The sequence below is a fragment of the Alienimonas californiensis genome (assembly GCF_007743815.1).
In the GTDB taxonomy this organism is placed as follows: domain Bacteria; phylum Planctomycetota; class Planctomycetia; order Planctomycetales; family Planctomycetaceae; genus Alienimonas; species Alienimonas californiensis.
Genome location: NZ_CP036265.1, coordinates 3,980,603 through 3,994,955, shown reverse-complemented (window position 1 = coordinate 3,994,955; position 14,353 = coordinate 3,980,603). Strand labels below are relative to the sequence as shown.

Annotated in this window: 15 protein-coding genes; 12 read left to right on the top strand and 3 right to left on the bottom strand. The window is 72.6% G+C overall.

What is annotated here, in order from left to right; translation table 11 throughout:
* The first annotated feature begins 18 nt into the window (after nt 1-18).
* Complete coding sequence (locus CA12_RS15805; protein ID WP_145359994.1) at nt 19-1,656, top strand: hybrid sensor histidine kinase/response regulator; 1,638 nt, start codon at nt 19-21, stop codon at nt 1,654-1,656.
* 125 nt (nt 1,657-1,781) lie between these two features.
* Here CA12_RS15805 and CA12_RS15800 read toward each other — a convergent pair whose 3' ends face one another.
* The gene (locus CA12_RS15800; protein ID WP_145359993.1) at nt 1,782-2,540 is read right to left on the bottom strand and encodes a sugar phosphate isomerase/epimerase family protein; all 759 of its coding nucleotides are present in this window, start codon (nt 2,538-2,540) and stop codon (nt 1,782-1,784) included.
* Nucleotides 2,541-3,030: 490 nt separating this feature from the next.
* On the opposite strand from CA12_RS15800, the gene CA12_RS15795 reads away from it, so the two are divergent.
* Entirely contained in the window at nt 3,031-3,783 is a 753-nt protein-coding gene (locus CA12_RS15795) for a hypothetical protein (RefSeq protein ID WP_145359992.1), read from the top strand.
* Nucleotides 3,784-3,895: 112 nt separating this feature from the next.
* Here CA12_RS15795 and CA12_RS15790 read toward each other — a convergent pair whose 3' ends face one another.
* Nucleotides 3,896-5,326: a dihydrolipoyl dehydrogenase family protein gene (locus CA12_RS15790; RefSeq protein ID WP_145359991.1), complete on the bottom strand. Its 1,431-nt coding sequence runs from the start codon at nt 5,324-5,326 to the stop codon at nt 3,896-3,898.
* Between the two features lie 202 nt (nt 5,327-5,528).
* On the opposite strand from CA12_RS15790, the gene CA12_RS15785 reads away from it, so the two are divergent.
* From CA12_RS15785 to CA12_RS15760, 7 genes are all read left to right on the top strand, one after another.
* Nucleotides 5,529-6,002 (top strand): hypothetical protein, encoded by a 474-nt coding sequence (locus CA12_RS15785; protein WP_145359990.1) that lies wholly within the window; start codon nt 5,529-5,531, stop codon nt 6,000-6,002.
* 96 nt (nt 6,003-6,098) lie between these two features.
* Nucleotides 6,099-6,569 (top strand): PA2169 family four-helix-bundle protein, encoded by a 471-nt coding sequence (locus CA12_RS15780; protein WP_145359989.1) that lies wholly within the window; start codon nt 6,099-6,101, stop codon nt 6,567-6,569.
* A 252-nt stretch (nt 6,570-6,821) separates the two neighbouring features.
* Entirely contained in the window at nt 6,822-7,151 is a 330-nt protein-coding gene (locus tag CA12_RS15775) for a hypothetical protein (protein WP_145359988.1), read from the top strand.
* A gap of 47 nt (nt 7,152-7,198) precedes the next feature.
* Nucleotides 7,199-7,786, top strand: coding sequence for a hypothetical protein (locus tag CA12_RS15770; RefSeq protein ID WP_145359987.1), 588 nt, complete (start codon nt 7,199-7,201; stop codon nt 7,784-7,786).
* A 154-nt stretch (nt 7,787-7,940) separates the two neighbouring features.
* On the top strand, nt 7,941-8,087 hold the full coding sequence (locus tag CA12_RS22190; protein ID WP_165700795.1) for a hypothetical protein: 147 nt from the start codon (nt 7,941-7,943) through the stop codon (nt 8,085-8,087).
* A gap of 59 nt (nt 8,088-8,146) precedes the next feature.
* Nucleotides 8,147-8,608, top strand: a complete 462-nt coding sequence (locus CA12_RS15765; RefSeq protein ID WP_145359986.1) for a phage holin family protein — start codon at nt 8,147-8,149, stop codon at nt 8,606-8,608.
* The gene (locus CA12_RS15760; protein ID WP_145359985.1) at nt 8,605-10,020 is read left to right on the top strand and encodes an AI-2E family transporter; all 1,416 of its coding nucleotides are present in this window, start codon (nt 8,605-8,607) and stop codon (nt 10,018-10,020) included. The genes CA12_RS15765 and CA12_RS15760 overlap by 4 nt, the downstream gene beginning before the upstream one ends.
* A 28-nt stretch (nt 10,021-10,048) precedes the next feature.
* Here CA12_RS15760 and CA12_RS15755 read toward each other — a convergent pair whose 3' ends face one another.
* Nucleotides 10,049-11,668, bottom strand: coding sequence for an alkaline phosphatase family protein (locus tag CA12_RS15755; protein WP_145359984.1), 1,620 nt, complete (start codon nt 11,666-11,668; stop codon nt 10,049-10,051).
* Nucleotides 11,669-11,809: 141 nt separating this feature from the next.
* Between CA12_RS15755 and CA12_RS15750 the strand changes: the two genes are divergently transcribed.
* The 3 genes from CA12_RS15750 (at nt 11,810) to CA12_RS15740 (ending at nt 14,329) form a co-directional block, all read left to right on the top strand.
* Nucleotides 11,810-12,355 (top strand): hypothetical protein, encoded by a 546-nt coding sequence (locus tag CA12_RS15750; protein WP_145359983.1) that lies wholly within the window; start codon nt 11,810-11,812, stop codon nt 12,353-12,355.
* A 260-nt stretch (nt 12,356-12,615) separates the two neighbouring features.
* Nucleotides 12,616-13,284 carry a hypothetical protein gene (locus CA12_RS15745; RefSeq protein WP_145359982.1) on the top strand — a complete coding sequence of 223 codons (669 nt, stop codon included), beginning with the start codon at nt 12,616-12,618 and terminating at the stop codon, nt 13,282-13,284.
* Between the two features lie 73 nt (nt 13,285-13,357).
* The gene (locus CA12_RS15740) at nt 13,358-14,329 is read left to right on the top strand and encodes a hypothetical protein (protein WP_145359981.1); all 972 of its coding nucleotides are present in this window, start codon (nt 13,358-13,360) and stop codon (nt 14,327-14,329) included.
* The last annotated feature ends 24 nt before the right edge of the window (nt 14,330-14,353 follow it).

The window sequence follows — 14,353 nt, the reverse complement described above, 5'->3', positions numbered from 1 at the left end:
TTCCGCCGCCCCGCCGCGATGGGAACCGACCCGACCGAACCGCCCGCCCCGCCGCCCCCCGCCCCAGGGAGAGCCGCCCACGGGAGAGCCGCCGATCGGCAGGAGGTGGACGGCTGCGTGCTTCAGTCGGTCCTGAACGAACTCCCCCAGCGGGTCTTCTGGCGAACGGCCGACGGGCGGTATCTGGGGTGCAACCGGGCGTTCGCGGAGGACGCGGGCGTCGCCCGGCCGGAGGAGGTGGCGGGTCGCACCGACGAGGAACTGCCGTGGCCGGCGGGGCCGATTCAGGGGCTGCGAAGCGACGACGCGGCGTTACTGGCCGACGCCCAACCGGAGGCGATCGTCGTGGAAGCGGCGACGTCGCCGCGAGGCGGCGAACGCTGGCTGGAGATTCGTAAGGCGCCGCTGCGGGACGACCACGGGGCGATCGTCGGCGTGGTGGGAACCTACGCCGACAGCACGGCCCGTCGCCTTGCCGAAGCCCGACTGCGGGTGCTGGGCGAAACGATCCGCCGCCGGAGCCGGCGGGAAACGCTCGGCGCTCTGACCGGCGGCGTCGCCCAGGAGTTCCGCCACCTGCTGGATACGATCTCCCGCCACGCCGGCGCCCCCGACCGTGGGGCGGCGACGCCGGAGCTCGTCGCGGACCTCGAACGCATCCGGGCCGCCGCGGACCGGGCCTCGACGCTGACGCACCGTCTGCTCAACCTCAGTCGCCAACCCTTGGCGGCGCCGACGACGCTCGACCCCCGGGAGGAGCTGTGCGAACTGCTCTCGCTGATCCGGCCGCTGTTCGGCGATCAGATCGACCTGCGGTTCAACGACGTCCCCGAGCCCCCCGGCACGGTGCACGCCGATCGGGCGGAGCTTCAACAGGCCCTGTTGAACCTCTGCCTGTACGCCCGGGACGCGATGGAGGCCCGCGGGGGCGGCCGACTGACGCTCGCCGCCCGCCGCGTCCCGGCGGACGTGGCGCCGCCCGAGGTGCCGGCCGGCGACTTTGTGCGGTTTGAGGTCTCCGACACCGGCCCCGGCGTTCCCGCCGCGATCCGCGACCAGATGTTCGACCCCTTCGTCACCGCCAGGCCGCCCGCCCGGAGCACGGGGCTGGGGATGGCGGTCGTGCAGGGCGTCGCCGAACACCACGGCGGCCGCGTGACGCTGGACACCACGCCCACCGGCACGAACGTCGGCCTCGAACTGCCCGCCGCGTCCCCGCCCCCGTCCGAGGGGGAACCCTCCGAGGCGAGCCGGACCGTCACCGGGGAGGCGGGGCGACCGGCCCTCCGGGCGCTGGTGGTGGACGACCATGTCGCCGAGCGACTGGTGACGGCCCGGGGGCTGACGAAGCAGGGCTTTGAGTGCCGCACCGCCCAGAACGGTCGCGAGGCGCTGGAGCTGCTGGACGCCGGCCTGGAGTGCGACGTGGTCGTCACCGACCTGCAAATGCCGGAGCTGAACGGCCGGGCGCTTTGTCGGAAACTGCTGGAACGGCCCCGCCGCCCGGGGCTCATCGTGCTGTCCGGCTCGCTGGACGCCCGCCTGCACGAGGGGCTGGAGGAACTCGGCGTCGATCGGCTGTTCTTCAAGCCGATGGGCTCCCGCGAACTGGCCCGGGCCGCCGCGGAGGTCGTCGCCGCCCGGGCCGCGTCCTGAACCCCGCCGCGGAGCCCGGCGCCGCGGGCTCTGTGAGCCCGAAGCGCAAGCGAGGCAGGGACGACTCCGAACCTCACTTGCGCTTCGGGCTCACATTGGAACGACCCGCCTCCCCGAGACCGGCTCTACAGCAGCGTTTCGAGCAGCATCCGCAGTTTGCGGAGTTCCAGCGCCCGCTCCTCGGCGGTCACGGTCTCGGGCAGCAGATCGACGGAGAGGGCGCCGCGGTAGCCCTCCCGCTCCAGCCGGGCGATCAGCTTGGCGTAGTCAATTTCGCCCAGGCCGGTCTTCACCTGCAGGCGATCCTTGGAGGTGTCCCGCAGGTGGACGTGGAACACGTGCCGGTACACGGCCTCGCGATCGACGTCGGCGTAGGGGCCGGAGACGAAGTAGCTGGGGTCGAAGGTGATACCCAGCCCCTTCACCGCCTTGCAGAGCTGCACCGCGGTGTCCGGGTCCTCGGTCAGTTCGCCGGACCGCACCCGGACGGAGACGCGGACGGCCTCCGGCGAGGCGGCCGCGTGGTGGGCCTTCAGGCGATCGACCTCGTCGTTGAAGGGCGTGCCCAGCGGCGAGGCCGGCACGGTCAGCTGGGCGATCTTGAGGTGCTTCGCCGCCTTCGCCAGCCCGGCGGTGACGGAGGGGGACACGTCGTCGGCGAGGCAGAAGGCGACCGGGGTCAGCCGGGTCGTCTCCCGAAACATCGCCACGAACCGCTCCGGGGCGGCGGCGATCTGGGAGGGCTTCAGCGGGCTCTCGGCCTCGTCCAGGTGCAGTTCGAGCTTGTCGAACCCGGCCTCGGCGGCCCGTTCGCAGAGGTCCGCCAGCGAGGGGCTCGGCCCCGCGGCGGGAAGGAAACTCTCGGTCGAAACAGCGACGTACACCGGGGGGCGCTCCGTGGAAACCGGTCGCCCGGGGGAAGAACCCGGGCCTCCTGACAAACAGGCAGACGAACTGGCGGCCCGGTCGATCGCACGGGGCGGATCGCGGGACGAGCGGCGAAGCTATCCGCCCCGCCCCCGACCGACAAGACGGTTAGGGAAGGTTTGCGGGTCCGCCGGCCCCCGGCCCGGGGCGAGCGGGGGGCGTCCGCCCCCCGAGGCGTGAGGCGTGGTGGGGGTGAATAGGGTGAGGGGTACGGGGCGTAGCAACCGTGGGCGACGTGCCGGGCGGGCGAAGGGGTGGGGCGCGAGCGTCGGGAACGTGGGGCCGGTTCAAGCGGACTGGCGGGTTCTGCCGATCGGACCGACGGACCGACTGGTCCGAGCAGCGCCCCCCCAATCCAGCGCCCCCTGTCCCGCGGCCCCGACCGCCGGGTCCGTCCGGGACCGCCGGATCGGTCCGTCCGTCGCCCGTCTCCGAGGAAACCCCGTCATGCCCCGCCTCGCCGCAACCCTCTCCGCCCCCGCCGTGGCGACCGTGGCGTTGGCCGTGGCGCACGCCGGGGCCGCCTTCGGCCTCGCCGCCCCGACCGACGCCGACGGCGTCGTCCGCATTCGCGTCCCCGCCCCCGCGACGGTCGCCCCGTCGATCGAGGCGTCCGCGGACGCCGACGCCGTCGTGATCCGGGCCCAGAACCGGGGCGGCCGCGGCTTCTCCCCCGGCAACGACCGCATGAGCCCCGCGGCCCGCCCCGTGGCGCCGATCGCTCGTCCGGCCTCGCCGCAGGGCCACGTCCGCCCGGTCTCCGGGATGGCGGAAAGCCACCCGGTCGTCGAGGGCTCCGGCCCCGCCCACGGCGCCCCGTCCGCCCCGACGTCCTACGACGGCCGGCCGGCCCATGAGGTCCTTCACGGCGCCCCGCACGGCGGGTTCGCCGACTGCCCCAGCTGCCGCGGTCGGTGCCCCGAGGGCGGTTGCCCGACCTGCTTCGGCGTCCACGGCATGCCGATGTGCCCCCCCTGCGGGCTGTTCCGCGGCCTCCACGGCAGGTTCCGCCAGGGCGGGACCTTCGTGCCGCAGCACCGCTACGAGTACTCATACGACGAGCCCAAGGGCCTGCTCTACCCGCCCGGCGCCGACCCGCACATGCCCGGCAAGATGGGTCCGATGCCCATGGTCCAGTACCCCTACTACACCACCAAGGGCCCGGACGACTTCCTGCACGACCGCGACGGCGAGTACTGAGTCGCTTCGCGGCATCACGTCGATGCGAGAGGAAAGAACCAGGGTGCGGGGGCCGACGCCTTCGCTCCCTGGTTCTTCTTTGTGGTTCCTTGCCGACACGGAATCTCTTCCGTCACGCCTTCCCGGCGGCGTCTTCGACGACCTCCTTGGCCACTGTGGGGAAGGCGAGGGGGATCGCGGCGAGGTCGGACAGCGTCAGATCGTGCCGCAGGGCGACGGCGAACAGGTTGATCAACTCCGCCATCCCCGGCCCGAGCAGGTGCACGCCCAGTAACCGGCCGCCCTTCGGCTCCAACAGCATCCGGTAGCCGACGCAGGGCTCGCACAGTTTGCGGAACGTCCCCTTCGTGCCGAGGTCCGCCTCGATCAGCCGGTAGGCGACGCCCTGCTCGTCCGCCTGCTCGACCGTCAGACCGACGGCGGCCATTTCCGGTTCAGTGAAGGTGGCGCTGGGCAGTGGGGAGACGTCCGGGGCGGTGGGGTCGCCGGTGAGCAGCGTGCGAAGCACCGCCTTGCCGTGAGCTTCCGCCACGGGGGTGAGCATCGGGTGCCCCAGGCCGACGCAGTCCCCCGCGGCGAACGCCCGCGGGTGGGAGACGCTTACCAGCCGCTCCGTGACGGCGATCCCTTTCTCGTCCCAGTCAATGCCCGCGGCGTCGCAGTCGAGAGCCTTCACCGCGGGGACGCGGCCGGCCGCGTGCAACACGGCGTCGCAGAGGAACCGTAGCAATTCGCCGTCCTCCCGCTCCGCCGTGGCCGCAAGGGAGCCGTCGGCGACCCGTTCGATTCCCGTCAGTTTCGCCCGACACTCAAACCGAGCGCCGAGGCCCCGGGTGCGCTCGGCCAGTCGGTCGGCGAGGTGCGAGTCGAACGGGGAGAGCAGATGCCGGCCCGTCTCCACGATGGTCACCTGCCGATCGGCCCGCAGCAGGGCGTGGGCGAACTCCAGCCCGATGTACCCCCCGCCGACGATCACCACCCGGGCCGGCATGTCCGCGGCGGCGAGGAACTCGTCTGAGTGGATCAGCAGCTCCTCCCCCGGTACGTCCAGCGGGGCGGGAACCGAACCGACGGCGATCGCCACCTGATCGAACCGCAGCGTCACCGCCCCGTTCCCCTGCTCTCCCTCGACCGCCAGCGAATCCGGCCCGGTGAAGCGGGCGGCGCCGGCGTAGCAATCGGCGCCGGCATCGCGGAACTGTTCGAGCCGGCTGGGCGGCACCGGTTCGGTAAAGCTCTCCTGAAAGGCGTGCAGCCGGGGCCAGTCGAGGCCGACGCGCGCCCCGCCGCTCACCAGCACGCCGTCGGCCCGCCGGGCGAAGTCGACGGCCTTGGCAGCGTTCAGCAACACCTTCTTCGGACTGCAGCCCCGCAGGGCGCAAGTTCCGCCGAACCTGCGGCGATCGACGGCGGCGACGCGTTTCCCGCTGCCCTTCAACCCGCTGACGACCATCCCCGCCGCAGGGCCGCTGCCGATCACCACCACATCGTAGCGCAGCGGATCGGAGGCGAGGTCGGGCGATGACGGGGGCGCTGCGGGCATTGACCGAGCCAGGGGAGGAGGGACGGCGGAAGGAAGAACGGGGACCGTGGCCGACCCGCATGATGCATTGCGGAGCGGCCGCGGCCTCGGGGGGATCGTCCCGTCGTCGCGCCCGGGTTCGGCCCGGGGCGAGCACTGGCGGCGCGACGGATAATGATCCCAGTCGATATTCGCCCGCCGCCCCCTCACTGGCCCCCTACCCGTGTCGTACAAGACCGTTCGAGAACTGTTCGAGCACGTCGGGCGTTGGCAGAAGCGGGTGGAGGAGTTCTGCGAGGACGTCGCCGACCGCTCCGCGAACGATCGCACCTCCGCGATGATGAATTACTTCGCCGGCCACGAGCGCGAGCTGGGGCGGATTCTGAACGAATACCCCAAAACCGAACGCGCCGGCGTCCTCGACACCTGGATCCAGCATACCAGCGAGGACGACGTCCGCACCTTCTTTCAGAAGGCCGACCTCGACCCGGACCAGCCGCTGGACGAAGCGACCGCCACGGTCGTGGAGTTCGACGACCGCCTGCGGGACATGTACCGCACGCTCTCGGAGAGCAGCCAGGTGCCGCCCCGGGTGCAGGCGGTCTTCCAGAACCTGCTGGAGGCCCAGGAATGGCAAACGCTCCGCAACTCCTGGAGCGCCTCCGACAGCGAACAGTACAGCGAGGGCGTCGCCTGATTCGGCGTCCCTCCCCAGTCGGCCCGCCGCGGCAGGGGCCCGAACGGCTGCCGCGATCGAACCCCTCCCGATTTCCCCCCTGACCCCCATCAATCCATGGCGCTCGAAACGAAAACGAACCTGTCCGCCGAGTCGCTCTCGCACTTGCAGGACTTGATTCAGATCAACATCGACAGCAAGGACGGCTTCGCCGAGGCCGCCGAGCAGATCGGCGACGACCGGATCGCGGCCCTGTTCCGGCAGATCGGCCAGATCCGCAGCAAGAACGCGGACGAGCTGCAGGGCCTGGTCGCCCTGAACAACAAGGAGCCGCAGGAACGCGGCAGCATCGCCGCCGCCTTCCACCGCACCTGGCTGGACCTGCGCAGCAAGCTGTCCGGCAACGATAAGGCCGCCGTACTGGCCGAGGCCGAACGCGGCGAGGACCACATCAAAGCCCAGTACGAGGAGGCCGTGAAGGCCGACCCGGGCAGCGCCGTCAGCGACGTGCTGCACCGCCAACTGGCCGAGGTGAAGGCCCACCACGACCAGATCCGCGACCTCCGCGACGCCTATCAGGCGGCCTGAGGCGGTCCGGCGTTCCGCAGATCGAGACCCGACGGTCGTTCCGCTCCCCGCGGGGCGGCCGTCGTCGCGTCTTCATACGAGTCGTCACGTCCTCCGCAAACCGCCCGGCCGGGCGTCCGCCGTCGTGGCGGGGGAGGGCCGGGGCGAAGGCTGGGACTTTCCCTCATGTGCCCCGTGCCCCTGATGGGTGTGATAGGGTTCGAGCGCGGAGCTTCGTCGCCCCCGCCGCCCCCCTCTCACCGGACGTTTCCGATGCCTGAAGGCGCTTTCGATCAAACCGGCTCCGGCCTGTACACGCCGGACTCCGAAGCGGAGCAGAACTCCGCCGACGTGTCCGACGAGCAACTGCTGGCCCATTACCGTCAGCAGTTCGAGCAGACCGCCGCGGACTACCCCGCCGGCACGGTGCTGACCGCCTTCGGGTTGGGCGTGGGCTTCGGCGCCGCCCTGGGCTTCGCGCTGGGGCGGATCGTCCGCGAGCAGCCGAAGAGCCTGCCCAACCGGGCGGAGCTGCTGGGCGAGAAAATGCTCGCCTCGCTGCGCGACGTGGTGCCGGACAGCGTGGCCCGTTACCTCGACTGATCGCGTCCGGACCCGGTCGCCCCCCCGTCCGCCGCACGGTTTCCGCCTTGGATTCACCCCGCTCCCCCCTCGCTCCCGGTTCGTCCGGGACCGGCCCCGACGCCGACGACGCCGCCGCCCTGCTGGCGTCGATGGCGGCGGTGCGGGAACGGGTGGACGGCCACGCGGCGGAGTGGTCCGAGGCGGTCCGCCGGTCGAAGGACTGGACCAGTTACGTCCGCTCCGCCCCGCTGGCCTGTGCCGCGGCGGCCGCGGCGGCGGGCTACCTGGTGGTGCCGGCGAGGCCGCGCTCGCCGAAAGTCGTGCGGGTGAAGGGGCGGAGGTCCTCCCGCAAAGCGGGGTCCGGCCGGTCGTCCGACGCTTCCGGCGCCAGTCCCGCCGAGTCGGTCGAACGCCCCGTCTCCGGCAAGGGGCCGTGGATGGGTCTGGCGGCGGTGCTGGGCAACGTCGCGGTGCGGGCGGGGACGGCGTACTTCTCTCAGAAGGCCGGCACGATGTTCGGCGGCGCCATGGCCGACGCGGAGCAGAAGGCCGACGCCCCCCCGCAAACCGCTGCCGGTTCTCCCTCCGGCGATCCCGACTCCCGCGATCGCGCCGCCCGCAACGCCGACCGACCCTTCGGCGGCCCCCGCTGAGATGCACCGTTTCCCCCGTCCTCCCGTCCTCGCCCCGCCTGTGAACCCTCCGCCGCAGCCCTCCCCCGCGGCCGGTTCCCCCCGCCCCCGTTCGGCCGCACCGGGCCGTACCGCAGGCGGCGGCGCCTCGCCGGTTCGCCCGGCGCTGTCAGGTTTGCGGCCGCCCGCGGCGGGGATTCGCCTGCCGGAGCCGACGATCAAGGACGTCGCCGCCGGCTGGGTGGCGAATCATCCGGCCGCCGGGCTTGGCGCCGCTGCGGCCGCGGGCGTGTTGCTCGGCTGGTTGCTGAAGCGCCGCTGAGCCCGTCACGGTCGCGCCCGGCCCGGTTCCCGCCCCCTCGTTTCTTCGTTCGAGCGTTCATGTTCACCAACGGTCGACCGCCGCTGCCCCCCGTCGAGTTGGGCCGCACCGGATCGGCGTTGCTGGCGGACCTGACGGAGTTGGGGGAACTCCAGGCGAAGCTGCTGGCCGCTGACGCCAAGGTCGCGGCGAATCGCTCCGCGGGTTCGTTGGCGCTGGTGGCGGTCGGCGTCCTGCTGGCCGCCTCCGCGTTCCCGGTGACGCTGGTCGCCCTCGGTTTCGGCTTGGCGGCCGCCGGGTTGCCGGAGTGGGCGGCGTTCCTGATCGCGGCGGCGGCGGGGTTGTTGGTCGGCGGACTGATCGCGTGGTCCGGGTGGAAAGGGCTGTCGCGGGCCGCGGGCACGTTCCGCCGCAGCAGCGACGCCTTCTCGCAGAATCTGGCCTGGGTGAAGGCCTCGCTGAGCGGCGAACCGTCCGCGGTTCGGCGCCCCGCCTCCGCCGGCCCGGCTTCGCCCCGATGACGACCGCCTCGCAGGCCGCCCCCGACCCCGCCGGTTCGCCCGACCTGCCGGCGGAGTTGAACGCGATTCCGCCGCTGACCTCCATCCCCCCGGAACTGGGGCCGCCGGGCGGCACGCTGCCGCCCCCGCGACCGATCGACCCCGGCTGGACGGCCCGCACGCGGGCGCTGGAGGTGCTGGCGGCGCTGGCCGTGGCCTACACGCTGTTTTTCGCCCGGGCGGTGCTGCTTCCGTTCACGCTGGCCTTCGTGCTGGCCCTGCTGTTCCGGCCGGTCGTGCGCTACCTCCGCAAACGGTGGCACCTCAACGAATACGCCGGCGCCGCGGGGGTGCTGGTGGGCACGCTGGCGCTGCTGGCGTTCGGCATGTTTCTGCTGGCGGTGCCGGCGGAGGACTTCGTCCGCGGCATTCCGGACAAGGTTGACGCCGCCACGATCAAGCTGCAGAACGAACGTTTGTTCCGCAGCTTTCAAAGCCTGCAACGCAAGCTCAACAGTTCCGGGGAAATCTCCGCGGCGAAGCGGCCGAATCCGGGCGGCGAGCCCGGGGAGATCAGCGGCGAAGATCCTGCCTACGCGGCCCTGGGGGCGGTCGGCCCGGCCGCCGCGGCCGAGGTCCGCGAAGCCGGCGGCGTCGAATTGCAGCTCGATGAGGAGACCCCCGCCCTCGTGGTCGAGGAACGTCCGCCCAGCCTGCTGAACCGCGTGTTCAACGACGCCCCGGAGGCCCTCGGCGGGTTCGCCCTGGCGTTCGTGTTCCTCTACTTCCTGCTGGCGGAGGGGGACGCCATTCTTAACAACGTGATCGGCCTGCTGCCGACGATCGCTGACAAACGCGAAGCCGTCGGCCTGACGCGGGCCGCGGAGAAGGGCGTCAGCCGTTACCTGATGCTCGTGTCGATCATCAACGCGGCGTTGGGGGTGTGCATCGGCATCGCCATGTGGCTGGTCGGCCTGCCGAACCCGGTGCTGTGGGGCGTGATGGCCGGCCTGCTGAACTTCATCCCTTACGTCGGGGCGTTCGTCGGGGCGGCGGCGGTGTTCCTCGTGGCCTATCTGGAGCCGGAGTTCTCCCTCGGCGAGGCGGCGCTGGCGCCGCTGTGCTACATGGGGATCAACCTGCTGGAGGGCAACTTCGTCACCCCGGCGGTGCTGGGAAAAACGATCGCCCTGAACCCGCTGATGGTGCTGCTGAGTCTGGCGTTCTGGGGCTGGATCTGGGGTCCGACGGGCGCTGTGCTGGCGGTGCCGCTGCTGTCGATGACGAAGATCGTCTGCGAGGACGTGGAGTTCCTGCGGCCGCTGGCGATGTTGCTCGGTCCGCGGATGGACTCCGAGCGATTGACCGCCGCCGCCGATACCGCGAAGACCGACGCCGTCGGCACGGACGTCGCCGCCGTCCCGGCCGCCTGAGGGCGGGGTTCGGCGGGGTCGCCGCCGATCAGGTGCACACGCGCCCCTGGCCCGGCTCCCAGGGCGGCTGGACGTGCAGGCAGCGCATCGCCAGCGGGACGACGTCGACGGTGCGGGGATGCTCCGGCACGATCACGTCGTCCGGGAGCCCGCCGAAGATCAGCGGGCTGGCGCTGTCGAACAGGTGCAGCGACCCGTGGCTCCCGCCGGCGTGCGTCGTGGTGCGGGGCAGGCGGAACTCCGCCCCCGGAATCGCCGTCGCCCAGAGGGCCCCGCTCTCCTGAAAGAAGGAGGTCGCGATTCGCTCGAAGGCGTTGGGGTAGTGCTTGAACCGGATGAGGTCGGCGCCGTCCTCGCCCGCGGTCACGGCGCCGTCCAACGCGGCGAGGTCGCCTTCGTACCGCCAGCGGTTGCCGTAGTCGTCGACGGCCTGCTTCCAGCCCGGGGCGGCGGCCGCCTCAGGGCCGTCGGCCGGGGTGAATCGCAGCGTGCCGCGCTCGGCGGTGGCGACGTGGAACGTCGTCCGTTCCTCCCCCGGGCCCGGTCCGCCGGCCCGGTGGATCGGCGTTCGCCAGATCACTTGGTCGACCCGTTCGCACCGCAGCAGGGCGTCGCGAACCGTCTCCAGCGAGGGGCCGTCCTCAGACAGGTAGAGCTGGGCGGCCCGCATGTTCGGGCAGGCCAGGATGTCCTCGCCGCCCTTCCAGGACTCGCCCCCGTGGACGACGGTGAATTCGGCCAGCACGTCCGTCAGGTCGATCTCCCGGGCCTTCGGGTTCTCCGCACAGTCCGTCTGGCTGTGGTCGCCCGTCATCAGGAAGGCGAACGTCTCCAGGAACTTCTCCACGCCGCCGAACAGGGCGAACAATCCGCCCAACGTGCGATCCAATTTCTCGAGGACGTGCACCGCGTTGCGGGGGCCATCCTCATGACTCACGAAATCGTTGTTCGGAAAATAGGCGAGGGTGTACGCCGGCAGATGCATCTGCCCGAACAGGTTGAGCAGGAAGGCGGACGTGGTCTGATCGTGGAACCCGTAGCGGCGGGTCGGGCCGCCTGGACCCTCCAGGGCCGGGCCGCCGTCGACGCCGCCGGAGCGGCAGAAGTCCGCCAGCGTCAGGACGGTCGGCCCTGTCAGTTCCTTGGCGAACTCCACCCCGGGGGCGAGCTCCAGTTCCGCCGGCGGGGAGATTTCGTGCCGGTGCGGACCGCGGAACCACATACTGTTCAAGGCCGCCGTGGGGTGTCCGGCCTCCTCCAGCATTTCGAAGACGGTGTCCGCCTTGAGGCGGTGGAAGTTCAGCCCGATCTGGAAGTCGTTGACGTACTCCCCGGGATTTTCCGCCAGGATCGTCCAGATGTCGTCGCCGAAGTAGGCGACGTCCTTCTCCTCCGGGTCGTACCAGTAGGCGCCGGCGATGTGGGTGCGGTCCGGGTACTGGCCGGTCGTGAGGGCGCAGGTGGCGGCGGGCGTGATGGAGGGGAAGATCGAGGTGCAGTCCCAGCGGACGCCCTCCCGCTCCACGAGCTTGGCGATGTGAGGCAGCTTTCCGTCCTCCAGCGCCGGCCGCACCACCCGGGAGGCGAGGGCGTCGACGATCACCTGCACGACCGGCTTGGGCGGGCGGGGTTCGACGGATTCGGACATCGGGGGGCTCGCGGGACAGTCGGATCGGTCGAGGCAGCCTAACCTACATGCGCCCGTTTCCCTGTCGACGGTCCCGTCCCGACGCGTCCCGGAAACGCCCGCTCCGCCGCCCGCGCCCGTCCCCGTTTCGATCGCCCCCCGATGTCCGCGCCCGTGTCACCTTCGTCCGCCGCCCCCGCCTCGCCGGAGGACCTGCCGGTTCGGGCGGCGCTCGTCTCGGAGGTGGCCGCGGCGAATCGCGTGGTCGAACGCCTGCAGGACGCCGGCTTCAGCGTGAAGGAGATCACCGTGCTGTGCAGCGACGAGGTGAAGGAGGCCCACTTCCGCCGCTTCGAGCACGAGGACCCGGCCGGCGATCACGCGGCGGAGGCGGCGACCGCCGGCGGGGTGGCCGGCCTGCTGCTGGCCGGCGCCGTGGCGGCCTTCGGGGCGGCGACCGGCGGGCTGGCGGTGATCGGCGCCGCGGCCGTGGCCGGCGCCGGCGGGATTTCCGGCAGCCTGATCGGGGCGATGCTCACCCGCGGCGGCGAAGGCGAACTGGCGGACTTCTACGACCAGGCCGTCCGCGAGGGGCAGATGCTGATTGGCGTGGAGGTCCACGGCGCCGGCGCCGCCGCCCGGCTGAAGGCCGCCGAGGAGATCTTCGCGGCGGAGGGCGTGCAGTCCATCTCCCTGTCCGACGGCTGAGCGCCGGCGGCCCGAACGGCGTATCCCCTACGGTTCCAGTCGCTTCGGGAGCGAAGGGGTCGGCTTCGTCCGCGAACGGATGAGAGGAACCGCGACGGCCGGGAGGTTTTTGAGGATTTTTCCGGGATTCGGGGCGCGCGGGGTGATGGCGCGCGAACGCGGGGACCGATGACGAACCGCGGAGCCCGGCTTCGGTCGGCGCTCGCCCGTTCGTCCCGCAGATCCCACCCCGCGTTCCGACGCGGGCCGGAGGAGCCCCCGTGCCGACCCGATCCCCCTGGCGACTCGTCGCCGCATGGCGGAACGTCCATCGCCCCGCCGCCGCCGCCGTGGCGGCGGCCGTTCTCGGCGTGGGCGGGTGCTCGGCGCTGCAAACGCCCAGCATGAGCGGCGGGAAGAACGCGGCGGCCCGCACGCTGAGCCCGGAACAACTCCGGCAGGTCGCCGCGACCTTTGAATCGCAGGGGCGGGAGGAACGGGCCGACCGCCTGTTCGCCGTCGCCGACCGCCGCGCCGGCGTCCGGCCGGCCCCCCCCGGCGCCCCGCGTCCGATGGAGCCGCCGGCTGAGCCGCCCTCCCCCGTTCCCCCGGCGGCCACCCAACTCGCCCAGGCGCCGCCCGCGGCCCCGGCCCCGACGGGTCCGGCCGCTCGTCCGGCGCCCGGGCGGGTGCAGCAGGTCTCGGCAGACGTCGAGGCCGCCGCCCCCGTGACGCGGGCCGGCGTTGTGACGGCGGCGGGCTTCGAGGACGCCGCCCAAGACGGTCCCCAGTGGGGGCCGACGTCCAGCGGCGCCGCCTGGCGGCCGATCGCCCGGCCCGAGCCGGAGGCGTTCGCCGTGCGACGGGTGCCCCTCGCCGGCGCCGCGGCCCCGCCGGAGGCCGGCATGCGGCCGATCCCGCGTCTCGACGCGACCGCCCCCGCTCCGTGACGCCCCGCGGGCTCCCGCCCGCCCGGTTCGCCCCCTCGAGTGCGGCTCCCCCCCGTCACCCCTGAAGCTCGTCATGCCCCTCTCCCCCCCTCCCGCCGCCCCGGACTCGCCGCGGCGCCCGGTTCCGCTGGCCCTGTGGCTGATCCCCGCCGCCGTGGTGGCGACGCTGGTCGGTTGCGCCGGCGGCGTCCAGGAGGGCGTTCGGGAGACGACGGTGCACCTGCGGGCGATCTACGCGGCGGAGAAAGCCTTCCTGCATCGCGGGGACCTGTTCCATAACTGCTGCTCCTCGCCGCTCGACTTCAAGCACGGGTTCAAGGACGGCTACGTCGAGGTGGCCCTGAACGGGGACGACGTGTGCGCCTCCCCCACGCCGCCCTCCTGCTACTGGGGCTGTGGGACGGGCGACGCCTGCAGCCGCACCGAACTGCTGAACTGCTACTACGACGGCTGGGCCCACGGCGCGATCGCCGCCGCCCAGGACGGCGTCGTCGGGATGAACACCGTCCCGGTTCGTAACATCTGCGGCGATCTCGGGCACATGCCCCCCGGCTTCGATCACGCCCCGGGCCGGCCGACGTTCGGCGGACCGCCGCCCTACGCTCCCCCCGGGCTGGAGGGATCGCAGCGATCCGTTCCGGCCGCCCCGGCGGCGCCCCTGCGGGCCCCCGTGTGGGACGAACCGCTGGACGGCGGCCCCACGCCCGCCCCGATTCCCCTGCTGCCCCCCGCCGACGGCGAGGAGAGCGTCGGCGGGGCGACCGGCGACGACGCCCTGCAACGCCTGCTCGACGCCGACGGCTACCGCCCGCTGCCGGCCCCGGAACCGCTGCCGGAGTTCCCGGCCGATCCGGCCCCGGTCGAACCGCCGGCCGGCGACGCCGAGCCGGACTTTCCGCCTCTGGACGATCCGTTCCGGGAGGCCGAGGGCCCTGTGACCCGGTTCACCCCGGCCGGGGCGATCCCGACGCTGCACGCCGACCCGGTCTCCGGACCGGGCGCCGACGGCCCCCGCGTGACCGCCCTGTGGGGAGCGTCCGAATGATCGCTCCCGCCGCCGCGTCGCCCT